This window comes from Pikeienuella piscinae (assembly GCF_011044155.1).
Lineage (GTDB): Bacteria > Pseudomonadota > Alphaproteobacteria > Rhodobacterales > Rhodobacteraceae > Pikeienuella > Pikeienuella piscinae.
Genome location: NZ_CP049056.1, coordinates 625,091 through 640,764 on the forward strand (window position 1 = coordinate 625,091; position 15,674 = coordinate 640,764).

Below are 15,674 nucleotides of genomic sequence, written 5' to 3' on the forward strand. Positions count from 1 at the left end.
TCCGGCCGGAGCCTTTTGGCGGGCGGCTCAGAAGTGGATCGTTCGGCCGTAGGCGTTCAGCACCGACTCGTGCATCATCTCGGAGAGCGTCGGGTGCGGGAATACCGAATTCATCAGGTCCTCTTCCGTCGTCTCCAGCGTGCGCGCGACGACGTAACCCTGGATGAGTTCGGTGACTTCGGCGCCGACCATGTGCGCGCCCAGAAGCTCACCGGTTTTCGCGTCGAAAACAGTTTTCACCATGCCCTCGGCCTCACCCAGCGCGATGGCCTTGCCGTTGCCGATGAAGGGAAAACGGCCGACCCTGACCTCATAACCCTTCTCCTTCGCCGCCGCTTCGGTATAGCCGACGGAAGCGACCTGCGGTTGGCAATAGGTGCAGCCGGCGATAGCTTCGGGGCGAACCGGGTGAACCATGTTCCTGTCGGCGATCAGTTCGGCGACCATAACGCCCTCATGGCTGGCCTTGTGCGCCAGCCACGGCGCGCCGGCGATGTCGCCGATGGCGAAAACTCCGTCGACGCCGGTGCGGCAGTATTCATCGACCACGACATGCGTGCGGTCGACCTTGACCCCCAGTTCTTCGAGGCCCAGCCCCTCGACATTGCCGACGATGCCGACGGCGGAGATCACGGTGTCGAACTCATGCTTTTCGGTTTTGCCGTTGGCCTCGATATGGGCGGTCACCTTGCCTTTCGCGCGGTCGAGTTTCTTGACCATGGCTTTCTCCATGATCTTCATACCCTGCTTCTCGAACTGCTTTTTCGCGTGGCCGCTGATCTCCGCGTCCTCGACCGGGAGGATGCGGTCGAGCACCTCGACGACGGTCGTTTCGGCGCCGAGCGTATTGTAGAAGCTGGCGAACTCGATGCCGATGGCGCCGGAGCCGATCACCAGCAGCTTCTTCGGCATCCTGGGCGGCTGAAGGGCGTGCTTGTAGGTCCAGACCAGGTCGCCGTCCGCCTCAAGCCCGGGCAGTTCGCGGGCGCGGGCGCCGGTGGCGACGATGATATTCTTCGCCTCCAGCTTCTCCTCGCCCTTCGCGGTATTCACCGTCACCTTGCCCTTGCCGGCAATCTTCGCCTCGCCCATCACCACGTCGATCTTGTTCTTTTTCAGAAGATGGCCGACGCCGGAATTCAGCTGCTTGGCGACACCGCGCGAGCGTTTCACCACCGCGTCGAGGTCATAGCCGACCCCCTCGGCGGAGAGGCCGAACTCCTTCGCACGGTGCATCAAATGAAAAACCTCGGAGGAACGCAGAAGCGCCTTGGTCGGAATGCAGCCCCAGTTGAGACAGATGCCGCCGAGATGCTCCCGCTCCACCACGCAGGTTTTCAGGCCAAGCTGCGCGGCGCGGATCGCGCCGACATAGCCGCCAGGGCCCGAGCCGATGACGATGACGTCGTAGGATGCGGCCATTCTCTACTCTCCTCCGAATTCCTCGGGGGAGAGTAGAGGCATCCATGGGGCGGCGCCAAGCCGCAGAAACGGATCAGGCGGCGTAGCCGTGCTCGGCCAGGAAATTGCGCTCGGAAATCGTGGAGACGCGGCCGAGCGCCTCGTTGCGATAGGGGAAGCGGCCGAACTGACGAATCACCTCCCGGTGTTCGCGGGCGTGCGGAAGGTTCTGCGCACCGGTTTTCGGCATCCGGGTCAGAATCAACCGCACGCAGCGGTCCTGATCCACCAGGCACTCGGAATGCATCAACGGGAGGTAGAAGAACTGCCGCTCCGGCTCCGGCGCATGGAGGTCATGCCCGAGACTGATCGCCTTTTTCGCCGCCGCCAACGCCTTCGCATCGGTGCTGAACGCCTTCTGGTCACCCCGGAACATGTTGCGCGGGAACTGGTCAAGTACGATGAGAAGCGCCAGCGCGCTCGCCGGCCGCAAGAGCCAAAGCTCAAGCTTTCCGGAAGCCGCCGCCCGCCAGGTGTCCTCGAACTCCGCGCGGATCCTTTCGTCCAACTTCTCATCCACCGCGTACCACCCTTTCGGGCCGACTTCATCAACCCAAAACCTCGTGACCGCCTCGGCCGTCGCCACAGACATCTCGTTCTCCATCTGGATAAGGGCGTCCACCACCGACGCCGTGCTCGAAAGGGAATGCTGATGGGGCGCGTCACTCGGGAGGGCCGGACCGCGTCGCGATCTCTTCTCCCAGTCCTGCGAACCAATTATCGGTGTCGCCTGCATTGTTCGCCTCAGATCAGCCTCGCGCCCCGAGGCTGGGGGGGCTCTCCGGCCCCGCTCAAGCCTTACGCTGGGTTTAACAAAGAAAGTGTCAAGTATTTGGCGTCGTTTTGTCCAAATTGGAGTCGGTATTCACCGATCCGTGACTTTCCGGCATCTTTTCACTCGCATATTCCTGCGCCGCCTCCATCGCAACCGGTCCGATCGAGGGGGTGATTGCGGCGTGGGCGCCGGTCTCCGCCGGATCGACGGCGGAACGCCGGGTCATCCGGTAAAGCCCGTAGCCGACGATCGAGCCCATGCAGAGCATCACGTAGAGGAAGAACGCCCAGGCGCCGAGGAGCTGCATCATCTGGCCAACGATCACTGGCCCGCCGATCGCCCCAACCCCGCCGATGAAGATCAGCCCGGCCGAGGCCGAGGGCATATCTTCCTGTTCGAGAAAGTCGTTAGTGTGGGCGAGCATCAGCGCATAGAGCGGGTTCACCGTGCCGCCGATGGCCAGCGCGACCACGTAGAGCGCGATGGCGGAATCGCTGAACGCTATCGCCGCCCCGCACACGGCCATGCAGCCGCCGGAGAGAATGATGATCAGCCGGCGCCGGTCCATCCGGTCGGAAAGCCAGCCGATCGGCCATTGCAGCACCAGCCCGCCGACATAGATCGACGCGACGAAGGCCGAAATCTCGACGATGCTGAGCCCGCGCTGGGTGCCGTAGACCGCCGACATGCCGAAAAGCGCGGCGTAGACCGCGCCGACCAGCACCGAGCCTGTAAAACCGAGCGGCGAGGTTCGGAAGAGGCGCGAGAGCGTCATCCGCGGGGTTCGCTGGACGGCGGGCGCCGGAGCGGCGGACAGCAGAATTGGCGTGAAGGAGATCGAGACAAGAACGGAGATCAGCACGAAAAGCGTGTAGCCGCCCGGGTCGGCGAAGTTCAGCGCTATCTGCGCGCAGACGATGCCGAGCATCTGCACCACCATGTAGAGCGCCAGCGCCTTGCCGCGGGTCCGGTTGTCGGCGGCGGCGTTCAGCCAGCTTTCCGCGACGATGTAGACGCAGGAAAAGCAGAAGCCGACGATGAAGCGCAGAACGCCCCAAGCGACGAGATCGGGGATCGCGGCGTAGAGCACGAAGGCTGCCGAGATGAGCGAGCCCATGGCGGCGAAGACCCGCACATGCCCGACATAGAGAATCAGCGTGGGCGCAAGCCGCGAGCCGCCGAGAAAGCCGAGAAAATAGGCCGAGATGACATAGGAGAGAATGCCCGGGTCGAACCCCTCGATGGCGCCTCTCACGCCGAGCAGCGAGCCCTGAAGGCCGTTCCCGACCATGAGCAGGAACATGCCGAAAAGGAGCGCCCATGAACTCTGCAGAACGGCGAACATGGCGGAGCTCCGGAAGAACGCGCGAAGTGTCTTCGCCGCCGCCTAGGCCGGAATGCAGTCCCGCGTCAAGGGACGCCAGAGCAGCGAGGCGTCGCCATAGGAATAGAACCGCATCCGCGCGGCGATGGCCTGCGTGTAAAGCGCCCTCATCCGCGCCGTTCCCATGAAGGCGGAGACCAGCATGAAAAGGGTCGAGCGCGGCAGGTGAAAATTGGTGATCAGCCCGTCGACGGCGAGGAAACGATGACCCGGCAGGATGAAGATGTCGGTCTCACCCCGCCAGGGCGCGATCCGGCCGTCAGGTTCGGCGGCGCTCTCCAGCAGCCGAAGCGCGGTCGTGCCGGCGGCGATGATGCGCCCGCCGGCACGGCGGGCCGCATTGATCATGGTCGCGGCCTCGGGCGTGATCTCGCCCCATTCGGCGTGCATATGGTGGTCGGCCGCCTCCTCCGCCTTGACCGGCAGGAAGGTGCCGGCGCCGACATGGAGCGTCAGCCGGGCGGTGGCGACGCCGGCGGCCTCCAGCGCGGCCATCACCTCCGGCTCGAAATGCAGGGAGGCGGTGGGGGCGGCCACGGCGCCCGGCCGTTCGGCGAAGATTGTCTGATAATCCGCCACGTCCTCCGCGTCGGCGGCGCGCCGTGCGGCGATATAGGGCGGCAGCGGCGGCGCGCCGACCCGTGCGATGGCGGCGTCGAGCAGCGCCCCCTTCTCGGCGAACGCGATCTCGACGAGCCCGCCCTCGTCTTTCGCCGCCAGCGTCGCGCGAAGCCCGTTGAAATCCAGCGCGTCGCCGGGGCGAAGCCGTTTTCCAGGTTTCGCCAGCGCGCTCCAGCGATCAGGGCCGAGACGCTTCAGCAGAGTCGCCTCCATCGCGACTTCGCTTTGCGCGCGGATGCGCCGGCCCGTCAGGCGGGCCGGAATGACCTTCGTGTCGTTGAAGACGATAAGGTCGCCGCGCTTCAAGTGGCGCGGCAGATCCTCAAACACCGTGATCTCGTCAGTCGCGGCGCTCGCGACCAGCATTTTCGCTGCGCGGCGCGGGCGGGCGGGACGCAAAGCGATCAGCTCTTCCGGCAGATCGAAATCGAACTCGTCGACGCGCATTGCGGCTCCTTCCCGCGCCGCGACCGACGACGCGCATCTCTTTCAGAACGAACAAGGCGCCCCGAAGGGCGCCTCGTCGAAAATCCTGACGCGGCCGGGTCCCCCCCAGCCGCCACGTCCGGTCAAGCGCTCAGCCGCCGACGCGGACCGAAATCATCTTGTCGGGGTCGTCCACAGAACCGTTCGCGGCGCGCGAGCCCTTCTTGATGTTGTCGACGAAATTCATCCCATCCGTCACCCGGCCGACGACCGTGTACTGGCCGTTGAGGAAAGAACCCTCGTCGAACATGATGAAGAACTGCGAATTCGCGGAATTCGGGTTCTGAGAGCGCGCCATGCCGACGGTGCCGCGCTCGAACGGGATCTTGGAGAATTCGGCCGGAAGATCGGGATAGCTCGAGCCGCCAGTCCCGGCGCGTGAGAGATTGTCGCCCTTGCCGAACTGGACGTCGCCGGTCTGCGCCATGAAGCCGTCGATCACCCGGTGAAAGGCGACGCCGTCGTAAGCGCCCTCTTTCGCGAGGGTCTTGATGCGCTCCACATGTTTCGGAGCGACATCGGGCAGAAGTTCGATCTTCACTTCGCCGGTCTTGAGTTCGATGATCAGAGTGTTGGAATCGTCCACGGCCTGCGCCTCCGTTGATGCGAGAGACAGGACCGCGACGAAGAGCAGCGAGAGAAACCGAAACGGCATCCTGATATCTCCTTGAGATGACATGGCGACGACCTAAGCGGGCGCGCCAGCGGGGTCAACCGGCGTATTTCCGCACCAGGGCGTCGGCGACGCCGGGCGTGACGAAGCGGCTGACATCGCCGCCAAGTCGGGCGATTTCCTTTACCAGCCGGGATGCGATCGCCTGATGCTGCGCTTCCGCCATGAGGAACACGGTCTCGATCTCATCATTCAGCGCGCGGTTCATGCCGACCATCTGGTATTCGTACTCGAAATCCGCCACCGCGCGAAGGCCGCGGATGATGACCGAAGCGCCGACCGCCTGCGCCCGGTGCATCAGCAGATCCTCGAACGGCTCCACATCCACTCTCTCCGCGTCCTCGCCGCAGATCGCGCCGATATCGGCGCGTAGAAGATCGACGCGCTCCTCAAGCGTGAAGAGAGGCCCCTTGTCGCGGTTGATGGCGACGCCGATCACCAGCTTGTCGACGAGCCTCAGCGCGCGGCGGATGATGTCGCCATGCCCCCTGGTCACCGGATCGAATGTTCCGGGATAGAATCCGACCCGCATCTGCGTCTCCCTCCACGCTCGCTGCGGCGGAAAGCAACATCGTTGCGCGGCGGGGTCAAGAGGCTTGGCTCAGGAGGAGACGGACCCGGACGCGCGCGGCGGCTCCAGCGCGGGTGGCGTCTCGGCCCGGTCTTTCATCTCCTCGTCGAGAAAATCGAGGGAAAACCCGCGTTTCGCGGCGGCCTCCCGCACGGCCTTGCGGACGACGCGGCTGCGCCGGAAAAGCCGCGTGAAGCGGGCATCGGCAAGAACGAAAATCGTGCAATGCGTCATCGCCCGCGCCTCGGACCGGCGCGTGCGCCGGCCGAGGACGGACATCTGGCCGAACATCTCGCCACTGCCGAGCCGGTCGACATACCCGGCGAGGGAGACCTCCACGGCGCCCGAGGCGATGAAGAAGACGCTGCGTGGGGTGACGTTTCTTCGCATGATCAGCTCGCCAGGCGCATAGAACCGCGTCGTCAGCGCGCGATTCAGCCTGCGGAGCGACTTCTCGTCCAGATCGCCAAAAAGCGGGAAACGCCGCACGAGGTCGCCACGCCGGACCGCGACGTCGAGTTCGGGCCTGCGCTCCAACCGCGCGCGGCGCGCCTGGATCCTCTGAAGGAGAGAGGTGTGAAGCTCCGCGCCGATCAGCCCGTCGTCGCGGAGCGATTCATACTCGCCCTCTTCGAGCCGCAGCGCCGTACGGCGGATGAAGCGGCGCTCCATCTCCTCCGCGTAACCGGGATACTGCAGGCGCTGGCCCTCGAGCGCGCGCTCGACGTCCTCCTCTCGCGCGTTCAGAAGCTCTTGCAGGATATCAGCGACGCGGCGGCCGTGGATCCGACGGATGCGGCGCTGGATGAACCCTTCCAGGTCGCGCAGGATGAGCCGCTGCGTCAGAAGTCGCTCGAAACGGTCGGCGGCGCGGCGCGCGAGGAGTCCTGACAGCCACAGACGGTTGTGCAGCAGAACCGCGAAGCGAAACCCGAGTCCGTAGGCGAGGATTCGCTTAGCCGCCTGACGATAGCCCATACGCCCGGAGATGCGGGTCAGTTCGATCAGGCGATCGGCGTCGGCGATGATCCGGTCGGCGAGGCGGATCGAGATCACGCGTTCGCGAAATCGTTCGAGAATGAGTTCGCGCTCGGCCGCGGCCATTGCGAGCAGGCCGAGGGTGACGCGGTCCCGGTCGAGGATCTTCGCGCCGCTCTCGGCTTTCTCGACCGCGGCGTCGAGCCGGTCGGCGAAGCGTTTGGCTTCGGAACGCACGATCTCGCGCGTCAGGCCGTAATTTTCGGTGGTGCGGGCGACGTCTTCACGCACACTCTGAAGCGCGACGGCGACAACCTGGTTGGCGAGCGCGGCGTCGAGCGGGGAGAGCTTCTCCAGCCCCAGCCTGGCGATGACCGAACGAAGGGTCGAACCCTGCGCGATCAGGGTGAAAAGCGTGAAACCGGTGGCGAGAATGCCGACCATGCGTTTCACCTCTGGCGAAACGAGGTAGCTTTCGGTGACGGCGAGCGCCAGCGCCAGCGTCACGGCGCCGCGAAGCCCGCCCCAGAGAATCGCCGCCTGATAGGGCCGGCTGACCGGCGGCGAGAGCCGGGCGAGGCTGAGCAGCGGCATCATGACGAACACGATGGCCGCGCGGGCGAGGATCGCCGCCGCCGCGACGACGAGAATCAGGCCGACATCGAGAAAGGTGATGCCATCCAGAAGGCGCGGAATCAGCAGCGCGGCGAGAATGAAGATCATCGCCCCGGCCCAGTGAGCCAGAAGATCCCAGACATCGCGGAGATTGGACCACGCGCCGGGTTGCATCCGGCCCGGTCCGACAAGATTGAGCGTCAGCCCGGCGGCGACGACCGCGACAACGCCGGAGGCGCCGGCGAGCTGCTCCGCCGCGAGATAGGCGAGGTAAGGAAGCGCGACGGAGACGGTGATCTGCGCCAGTTCGTGCCGCCCCATCATCCCGATCAGCCGCACTGCGGCCTGAGCCAGCGCCCAGCCGACCGTGGCGCCGCCGACGATCAGCACCGGAAACCGCGCCAGGGCGTCGAGGATCTCGGGCTCCGCGCCCCCCGCGGTGACGAACCCCATGAAGAGCCCGAAGAGCGCGATGGCGGCGGCGTCGTTCAGAAGGCTTTCGCCCTCGATGATGCGCGCGAGCCGACGCGGCGCAGCGATATTGCGGAAAATGCCGACGACCGCCGACGGGTCGGTGGTGGAGACGATGGCGCCGACGAGAAGGCAGGCCGCGAGAGGCGCGCCGATGGCCCAGTAGAGCGCGTAGCCGACACTCAGCATCGCCACGACGACGGCGACGATGGCGAGAAAGAGAATCGGAACCCAGTCGTCGATCATCCGGCGCAGGTTCATGCCGAGCGTGGCCTGAAAGAGCAGCGTGGGGAGAAACCCGTAGAGAAAGACGTTGGAGCGGATCGGCAGGTTGATGATCGCCAGCGCCACCGGGTTCAAGGCGTCGGTGAGCTCGGTTTGCAGGAAGAACGTGGCGCTGACGCCGATCAGAATGCCGATCAGCGCGAGGATCACCGTGAACGGCAGCCGAAGGCGCGCCGCCAGCGGCTCACAAAGTCCGATGATCAGGAAGAGAGAGGCGATGATCGCGGTGACGACGACGATGTCCATGGACGATGAATAGCGCGAAAGCGGCGGCGGAAGAAATATCGTTCGGGTGAGCGGCGTTCGACCGCATCATTCGCTGCGCCCCGCCACGGGGAATTCGGCGAGCCGACGCGTTATCGCGTGCGATAAGGGCTCAAGTATATGTAACAACGTGATAATAAAAAATTTCGAAATTCCTGGCGCGCTTCTGCGATCGCTTTCAGCCCGCGCGCAAAGCCATGCGGAAAACGGAACAGGGTCCGCGCGCATGGCCGGGACCGCGGAGCGGGAGCGACCCGGCGCCGGAAAGGCGGCTTCGCTCAGATCCCCTTGATCATGTCCTCCATGGCGCGATTCTCCATTTCGATCTCGGACATCCGCGCCTTCACCACGTCGCCGATGGAGATAACGCCGACGAGGCGGCCGTCATCAATCACCGGCATGTGGCGAAAGCGTCCATCGGTCATGCGTTGCAGGACCGAGACGGCGCTGTCGGAGGGCGCGCAGCTCATCACCGCCGTGGTCATTGCGGAGGCGACCGAAGTCGCGAGGCAGGCGGCGCCTTCGGCGGCGAGCCGACGGACGATGTCGCGCTCGGAAATGATGCCGGCGACGCCGGCCTTCCCGTCCCCGACGATCAACGCACCGATCCTTTTCGAGGAGAGCAGCGCCGCCGCGGCGGAGAGCGTTTCCTGCGGGGAAATGGTTTCGACGGACTGGATCGGCTTGGCGCCGATGATCTTCTGCACGTTCATGGCGTGTCCTCCTTAGGAATGCCACCTAAGGAAGCGTAGCACGGAAGCAAGCGAGACCGGAACGATTATTCGGCCGCGGGTGCTGAGCGCCGCAAACCCGGCCTGAGCGCCGGCATGAATCTATCGATCATGCGGTCAGGGTCTCTCTGGCGCGGCGCAGGCGGGCGTTTCCTGGATCGCGCGCGCCCCTGTCTGTGGACCCCTGAGCGCGAAATGAGCGACTCATTCGGCCGCCACTCTCCCGCGTTTCAGCAGCGGCCGGAGGTAGCGTCCGGTATGGCTTTCCTCGACGAGCGCGATCTCCTCGGGGGTTCCGGCGGCGACGATCTCGCCACCGCCGTCGCCGCCCTCGGGGCCGATGTCGATAATCCAGTCGGCGGTCTTGATCACGTCGAGATTGTGCTCGATCACTACGATGGTGTTTCCGGCTTCGACAAGTTCATGCAGCACTTCAAGAAGCTTCCGCACATCTTCAAAATGCAGGCCGGTTGTCGGCTCGTCGAGAATGTAGAGCGTGCGGCCGGTGGCGCGTTTCGCCAGTTCCTTCGAGAGTTTGACGCGCTGCGCCTCGCCGCCGGAAAGCGTCGTCGCCTGCTGGCCGATCTTGATATAACCGAGGCCGACGCGTTGCAGCGTTTCCATCTTGTCGCGGATCATCGGGATGGAGGCGAAGAACTCCACGCCGTCCTCGACCGTCATATCAAGGACTTCGGCGATGGACTTGCCCTTGTACTTCACCTCCAGCGTCTCGCGATTGTAGCGCGCGCCCTTACAGGTTTCGCACTCCACATAGACGTCGGGGAGGAAGTGCATCTCGATCTTGATGACGCCGTCGCCCTGACATGCCTCGCAGCGCCCGCCCTTCACGTTGAAGGAGAAGCGGCCGGGCTTGTAGCCGCGCGCCTTCGATTCCGGCAATCCTGCGAACCAGTCGCGGATCGGGGTGAAGGCGCCGGTATAGGTCGCCGGGTTCGAGCGCGGGGTGCGGCCGATCGGTGACTGATCGATGTCGATTACCTTGTCGAGATGTTCGAGCCCCTTTATCGAGCGCGAGGGCGCGGGATTGGCGCGGGCGCCGTTCAGCCGGTGCGCGGCGGTCTTGTAGAGCGTCTCGATGGTCAGCGTGGACTTGCCGCCGCCGGAGACGCCGGTGACGCAGGTGAGGGCGCCGAGCGGGAAGGTCGCGGTCACGTCATTCAGGTTGTTGCCGCTCGCCCCTTCGATGACAAGCTTCCTGCCGTTGCCCCGCCGGCGCGCGCCCGGCGTCGGGATCACCCGGCGGCCGGTCAGGTAGGCGCCGGTGATCGAGTCTTCCGCGGCCATGATGTCGTCGGGGGTTCCGCGCGCGATCACCTCGCCGCCGTGCACGCCGGCGCCGGGGCCGATATCGAGGACGTAATCGGCCTCGCGAATCGCCTCCTCGTCATGCTCGACGACGATCACCGTGTTTCCCTGATCGCGAAGGTTCTTCAGCGTCGTGAGCAACCGGTCGTTGTCGCGCTGGTGGAGGCCGATGGAAGGCTCGTCCAACACGTAGAGCACGCCGGTCAGGCCGGAGCCGATCTGGCTGGCGAGGCGGATGCGCTGGCTTTCCCCGCCGGAAAGCGTTCCCGAGGCGCGCGCCAGCGTCAGATAGTCGAGCCCGACATTGACCAGGAAGCCGAGCCGCTCGCGGATCTCCTTCAGGATTGCGCCGGCGATGGCCTTTTTCTGGGTCGAGAGCGTCTCGAACACGCTTTCCGCCCAGACGGCGGCGTCACGGATCGACATCTGCGTGACCTGGCTGATGTGCAGCCCGGCGATCTTCACCGCCAGCGCCTGTTCGCGCAGGCGATGGCCGCCGCACGCGCCGCAGGGGCGGTTGTTCTGATAGGCTTCGAACATCTCCCGCATCATGTTCGAATCGGTTTCGCGATAGCGCCGTTCCAGATTGGGGATGACGCCCTCAAAGGGGCGCTCGACCTCGTAGACGCGACCACCGTCGTCGTAGCGGAAGCGGATCTTGCGCTCGCCGGAGCCGTAGAGCAGCGCCTGCTGCGCCGCGTCCGGCAGGTCGCGCCAGCGGTCGGCGGCGTTGAAGCCGAAAGCGTCGGCGATGGCGTCGATGGTCTGGCGGTAATACGGGCTGTTGGATTTCGCCCAGGGCGCGATGGCGCCCTTGTTCACCGGCAACGAGACGTCGGGCACAACCAGGTTCTCGTCGAAGAACAGCTCCTGCCCCAGCCCGTCGCAGGCCGGGCAGGCGCCGAAAGGCGCGTTGAAGGAGAAGAGCCGCGGCTCGATCTCCGGAATGGTGAAGCCGGAGACCGGGCAGGCGAATTTCTCCGAAAAGACGGTCTGGACCGGCTCCGCCCCCTCCTCCGCCGGCGCGGTCTCCAGCACCGCGATGCCGTCGGCGAGGCCGAGCGCGGTGGCGAAACTGTCCGCGAGGCGAGTTTCGATCCCCTCGCGCACCACGATCCGGTCGACCACCACGTCTATGTTGTGGCGGAACTTCTTGTCGAGCGTCGGCGCGTCCTCCAGCTCGTGAAAGGCGCCGTTCACCTTTACGCGCTGAAAGCCTTGCTTGCGAAGATCCGCGAACTCCTTGCGATACTCTCCCTTCCGATCGCGGACGATGGGCGCGAGGAGATAGGCGCGCGTCCCCTCCTCCATCGCCATCACCCGGTCGACCATCTCGGAGATCTGCTGCGCCTCGATCGGCAGCCCGGTCGCCGGGCTGTAGGGCGTGCCGACGCGGGCGAAGAGCAGCCGCAAGTAGTCGTAGATCTCGGTGACGGTGCCGACGGTGGAGCGGGGGTTCTTGCTCGTCGTCTTCTGCTCGATGGAAATCGCGGGGGAAAGCCCCTCGATATGGTCGACATCCGGCTTCTGCATCATCTGCAGGAACTGGCGGGCATAGGCCGAGAGCGATTCGACGTAACGACGCTGCCCCTCGGCGTAGATCGTGTCGAAGGCGAGCGAGGATTTGCCGGAGCCGGAGAGCCCGGTGATCACGCAGAGCGCGTCGCGCGGCAGATCGACGTCGATCCCCTTGAGGTTATGCTCCCGCGCGCCGCGGATGGAGAGAAATTTTTGTTCGGCCATACCCGGCCCCTACCATGAAATGTCGAGCCCTAGCGAGCCAGTCAGTCGACCCTCTTGACACCAGCCGTCAGGAGATGAAACAAAAGTAGAACATCGCCGCAAGCAAAGCGAGAGGCGTCGTTAACATTTGGCGCTGCAGGGGGCAGCGTCAACCGGGTGCGGCGCTGTGGCCATGCCGCGCGCCGCGCGCTAATGCTGGGCGCGAGGATTCGAGAGAGGGAGGCCCGCATGGCCGGCAGCGTCAACAAAGTCATTCTGATCGGCAATCTGGGCCGCGATCCGGAGGTGCGGAGCTTCACGAACGGCGGCAAGGTCTGCAACCTGCGCATCGCGACATCGGAGACCTGGCGCGACAAGTCGACCGGCGAGCGGCGCGAGAAGACTGAATGGCACTCGGTCGCGATCTTCTCCGAAGGGCTGGTGCGGGTCGCGGAGCAGTATCTGCGGAAAGGCTCGAAGGTCTATATCGAGGGGCAGCTGGAGACGCGGAAGTGGCAGGATCAGAACGGCCAGGACCGCTATTCGACAGAAGTTGTACTGCGCGGGTTCAACTCGACCCTGACCATGCTCGACGGGCGCGGCGAAGGCGGCGGCGGGGGCTTTGACGACCGGTCCGGCGGCGGTACGAGTTCCGGCGGTGGCGGAGACCGTTTCGCGAGCGGGCCGTCGCAGGATATCGATGACGAGATCCCGTTCTGAGCGAGAAGCGCGAGACGCGGACCCGGCCCCTGCCCCGCGCCGAGTCCGACGCCCTGATCGGCGATTCGGCGGAAGGACTGGAGCGGCTGCTTGAGATCATGCGCCGGCTGCGTGAGCCGGAGCAGGGTTGTCCTTGGGATCTCCAGCAGAATTTCCGATCCATCGCGCCCTATACGATCGAAGAGGCCTATGAGGTCGCGGACGCGATCGAGCGCGGCGCGCTGGATGAGTTGGCGGACGAATTAGGCGACCTGTTGCTGCAGGTCGTCTATCACGCGCAGATGGCGGCGGAAGCTGGCGATTTCGGCTGGGACGATGTTGTCGGGGCGATCTGCGCCAAGATGATCCGCCGACACCCTCATGTCTTTGGCAACATGGCGCGGGATGAATTCACGACCGGCTCATGGGAGCGGATGAAAGCGCAGGAGCGCGCAGCGCGGGGCGATCGGCGCGAAAGCGCGCTCGACGGCGTGCCGGCGCCCCTCCCCGGCATGACCCGCGCGGTGAAACTGCAGGACCGGGCGGCGCGCGTCGGCTTCGACTGGCCGGACACGGGCGGTGTGCTGGAGAAGATCGTCGAGGAGGCCGGCGAATTGGCGGAAGCGCGCGAAACCCGTGATCGGGACCAGATCGAGGCGGAATACGGCGATCTGCTTTTTGTCATCGCCAATCTCGGCCGGCACCTGAGGATCGACCCGGAGGCGGCGTTGCGCCGGGTCAACGCCAAGTTCGAACGCCGCTTCAGGGGCGTCGAGGCGGCGTTGGCCGCCGAGGGGCGCGGCCCCGCCGACGCCACACTCGCGGAGATGGACGCGATCTGGACGGCGATCAAGCGCCGGGAATAGCGAGAGCGGAATCCGCGAAAGTTACCTGACCAAAGAAATCGACCATTTGAATGAGTGGAATTGTCGGGTATTAACGCTTCGAGTTCAACAACGAGGATCGCTCATGTTCACCCGTATCGCCGCGCCACTGATGATCGCCGCGCTCGCCGCGCCGGCCGTCGCAGACGTCAACGTCTACTCATACCGCCAACCCGACCTAATCGCGCCGCTGACCGAGGCGTTCACGAAGGATACCGGGATCAACGTCAATGTCGTTTTTCTCAACAAGGGCATGGTCGAGCGACTGAAGGCGGAGGGCGATCTTTCACCGGCCGACCTGATCTTCACAGTCGACATCTCCCGGCTGCTCGAAGCGGTGAACGCCGGGTTGACGCAGTCGGTGTCGTCGCCGGTGTTGGAGGAGAACATCCCGCCGGCGTTCCGCGACCCGGAGGGTCACTGGTTCGGCGTCACCGCGCGCGCGCGCATCGTCTACGCGTCGAAGGAACGGGTGAAGGACGAGGAGGTGACGACCTACGAGGCGCTCGCCGAGCCGCAATGGAAGGGGCGCATCTGCACCCGTTCCGGCTCCCACTCCTACACGCTTGGCCTTCTCGGCGCGATGATCGTGAGGCACGGCGAGGCCGAAGCCGAAGAATGGATGAAGGGGATCAAGGCCAATCTGGCCCGGAAACCCGAAGGGAGCGACCGGAGCCAGGTGAAGGCGATCTGGGCCGGTGAATGCGACATCTCGCTCGGCAACAACTATTACATGGTGGCGATGCTGAAAGACGACGAGCAGAAGGAATGGGCCGAGTCCGTGCGCATCATGTTCCCGCATTTCGAGAATGGCGGCACGCATATGAACATCTCCGGCGTCTCCATGACCAAGTCCGCGCCCAATCGCGACGAGGCGCTGCAGATGATGGAATGGCTTTCCTCCGACCATGCGCAGAAGATCTACGCCGAGATCGTCGGTGAATACCCGGTGGAGCCGGGCGTGCCCCCTTCGGACCTGGTGAAGAGCTTCGGCGCGTTCGAGCCGGACACGACGCCGCTGACCGAGATTGGCGCGGCGCGCCCCGCGGCGCTGAAGATTGTCGAACGGATCGGCTTCGACGACTGAGCGCGGGCGACGCTCTGAGTTCGGATTGGGGCGCGGCGCACTTTTCCTGTCTGCTCCGGGGGAGCTCTTCGCCGCGCCCGCTATTTTGGAAAGAGAAAGACGAGGTTCACGCGGCCGCCGAACCCGTCCGGGCCGCCCTTCGCGGAATCGAGCCAATAACGGACGCCTCCGCCAAACTGCATCTTCTGTCCGGAGACGTCGAAGAGCTGGTTGACCTGAAAGTTGACCGGAACCGCCCAGTCGTCGCGCTTCCAGTCATAGGTCGACTCGAGATTGAGCGCATAGGTTGTCACCTTCGGCGTAGTATAGCTGAGAAAAGGCTGGAGAAAGGCGGTGCTGACGTCGCGCCGGCTGCTGTCGCCCGCGAATGACCAGATATGGTTGGCGAGCGCGCCATAGGTCCAGGGGCCGGACTGGCGGAGAATGGCGCCGGTCCGACCGGCGCCCCATTTCTCGCCGCCGAGCGCGCTGTCGGTAGCGGTCGGGATGAGAAACACCGGCCCCGCCCCGAGGATGAAGCCGTCGACCGGCGCCTTCGGCGAGAAAAACAGGCTGTGCGCTGTATCGCCGAGGCTGAACTGATCCGTCCCGGAAACTACATCGCCCTGCAAGGCGATCGGCAGGATCGTGCGCGAGATCAC

The 15,674-nt window shown here is 65.0% G+C and carries 13 protein-coding genes; 3 read left to right on the forward strand and 10 right to left on the reverse strand.

The window, feature by feature from the left end:
• Positions 1-27 precede the first annotated feature (27 nt).
• From lpdA to uvrA, 9 genes are all read right to left on the reverse strand, one after another.
• Positions 28-1,422, reverse strand: a complete 1,395-nt coding sequence (gene lpdA / locus G5B40_RS02935) for a dihydrolipoyl dehydrogenase (protein ID WP_165094772.1) — start codon at positions 1,420-1,422, stop codon at positions 28-30.
• Between the two features lie 73 nt (positions 1,423-1,495).
• A complete protein-coding gene (locus tag G5B40_RS02940; RefSeq protein ID WP_425500084.1) occupies positions 1,496-2,047 on the reverse strand; it encodes a DUF924 family protein in 552 nt (183 codons plus the stop codon).
• A gap of 238 nt (positions 2,048-2,285) precedes the next feature.
• On the reverse strand, positions 2,286-3,581 hold the full coding sequence (locus G5B40_RS02945; protein ID WP_165094774.1) for an MFS transporter: 1,296 nt from the start codon (positions 3,579-3,581) through the stop codon (positions 2,286-2,288).
• A gap of 42 nt (positions 3,582-3,623) precedes the next feature.
• The gene (gene queA / locus G5B40_RS02950) at positions 3,624-4,688 is read right to left on the reverse strand and encodes a tRNA preQ1(34) S-adenosylmethionine ribosyltransferase-isomerase QueA (RefSeq protein ID WP_165094777.1); all 1,065 of its coding nucleotides are present in this window, start codon (positions 4,686-4,688) and stop codon (positions 3,624-3,626) included.
• A gap of 130 nt (positions 4,689-4,818) precedes the next feature.
• Positions 4,819-5,382: a peptidylprolyl isomerase gene (locus tag G5B40_RS02955; RefSeq protein ID WP_165094779.1), complete on the reverse strand. Its 564-nt coding sequence runs from the start codon at positions 5,380-5,382 to the stop codon at positions 4,819-4,821.
• Between the two features lie 55 nt (positions 5,383-5,437).
• Positions 5,438-5,932, reverse strand: coding sequence for a pantetheine-phosphate adenylyltransferase (gene coaD, locus G5B40_RS02960; RefSeq protein ID WP_165094782.1), 495 nt, complete (start codon positions 5,930-5,932; stop codon positions 5,438-5,440).
• Between the two features lie 69 nt (positions 5,933-6,001).
• Positions 6,002-8,566 (reverse strand): cation:proton antiporter domain-containing protein, encoded by a 2,565-nt coding sequence (locus tag G5B40_RS02965; RefSeq protein ID WP_165094785.1) that lies wholly within the window; start codon positions 8,564-8,566, stop codon positions 6,002-6,004.
• Between the two features lie 296 nt (positions 8,567-8,862).
• Positions 8,863-9,297, reverse strand: a complete 435-nt coding sequence (locus tag G5B40_RS02970) for a CBS domain-containing protein (protein ID WP_165094787.1) — start codon at positions 9,295-9,297, stop codon at positions 8,863-8,865.
• A 222-nt stretch (positions 9,298-9,519) separates the two neighbouring features.
• Positions 9,520-12,384 carry an excinuclease ABC subunit UvrA gene (gene uvrA / locus G5B40_RS02975; RefSeq protein ID WP_165094790.1) on the reverse strand — a complete coding sequence of 955 codons (2,865 nt, stop codon included), beginning with the start codon at positions 12,382-12,384 and terminating at the stop codon, positions 9,520-9,522.
• A 228-nt stretch (positions 12,385-12,612) separates the two neighbouring features.
• On the opposite strand from uvrA, the gene ssb reads away from it, so the two are divergent.
• The 3 genes from ssb to G5B40_RS02990 all read left to right on the forward strand — a co-directional run bounded on the left by ssb (position 12,613) and on the right by G5B40_RS02990 (position 15,033).
• Positions 12,613-13,083: a single-stranded DNA-binding protein gene (gene ssb / locus G5B40_RS02980; RefSeq protein ID WP_165094793.1), complete on the forward strand. Its 471-nt coding sequence runs from the start codon at positions 12,613-12,615 to the stop codon at positions 13,081-13,083.
• 98 nt (positions 13,084-13,181) lie between these two features.
• On the forward strand, positions 13,182-13,928 hold the full coding sequence (mazG, locus tag G5B40_RS02985; RefSeq protein ID WP_165094795.1) for a nucleoside triphosphate pyrophosphohydrolase: 747 nt from the start codon (positions 13,182-13,184) through the stop codon (positions 13,926-13,928).
• 103 nt (positions 13,929-14,031) lie between these two features.
• Positions 14,032-15,033 (forward strand): Fe(3+) ABC transporter substrate-binding protein, encoded by a 1,002-nt coding sequence (locus G5B40_RS02990; RefSeq protein ID WP_165094798.1) that lies wholly within the window; start codon positions 14,032-14,034, stop codon positions 15,031-15,033.
• A gap of 80 nt (positions 15,034-15,113) precedes the next feature.
• On the opposite strand, the gene G5B40_RS21070 is transcribed toward G5B40_RS02990, so the two are convergent.
• Positions 15,114-15,674, reverse strand: a complete 561-nt coding sequence (locus G5B40_RS21070; protein WP_246209686.1) for a hypothetical protein — start codon at positions 15,672-15,674, stop codon at positions 15,114-15,116.

What these genes read in the sequence shown, in the direction of transcription:
- lpdA (WP_165094772.1), bottom strand. Translation starts at nt 1,422, where the DNA reads ATGGCCGCATCCTACGACGTCATCGTCATCGGCTCGGGCCCTGGCGGC.
- G5B40_RS02945 (WP_165094774.1), bottom strand. Translation starts at nt 3,581, where the DNA reads ATGTTCGCCGTTCTGCAGAGTTCATGGGCGCTCCTTTTCGGCATGTTC.
- queA (WP_165094777.1), bottom strand. Translation starts at nt 4,688, where the DNA reads ATGCGCGTCGACGAGTTCGATTTCGATCTGCCGGAAGAGCTGATCGCT.
- G5B40_RS02955 (WP_165094779.1), bottom strand. Translation starts at nt 5,382, where the DNA reads ATGCCGTTTCGGTTTCTCTCGCTGCTCTTCGTCGCGGTCCTGTCTCTC.
- coaD (WP_165094782.1), bottom strand. Translation starts at nt 5,932, where the DNA reads ATGCGGGTCGGATTCTATCCCGGAACATTCGATCCGGTGACCAGGGGG.
- G5B40_RS02965 (WP_165094785.1), bottom strand. Translation starts at nt 8,566, where the DNA reads ATGGACATCGTCGTCGTCACCGCGATCATCGCCTCTCTCTTCCTGATC.
- G5B40_RS02970 (WP_165094787.1), bottom strand. Translation starts at nt 9,297, where the DNA reads ATGAACGTGCAGAAGATCATCGGCGCCAAGCCGATCCAGTCCGTCGAA.
- uvrA (WP_165094790.1), bottom strand. Translation starts at nt 12,384, where the DNA reads ATGGCCGAACAAAAATTTCTCTCCATCCGCGGCGCGCGGGAGCATAAC.
- ssb (WP_165094793.1), top strand. Translation starts at nt 12,613, where the DNA reads ATGGCCGGCAGCGTCAACAAAGTCATTCTGATCGGCAATCTGGGCCGC.
- mazG (WP_165094795.1), top strand. Translation starts at nt 13,182, where the DNA reads ATGCGCCGGCTGCGTGAGCCGGAGCAGGGTTGTCCTTGGGATCTCCAG.
- G5B40_RS02990 (WP_165094798.1), top strand. Translation starts at nt 14,032, where the DNA reads ATGTTCACCCGTATCGCCGCGCCACTGATGATCGCCGCGCTCGCCGCG.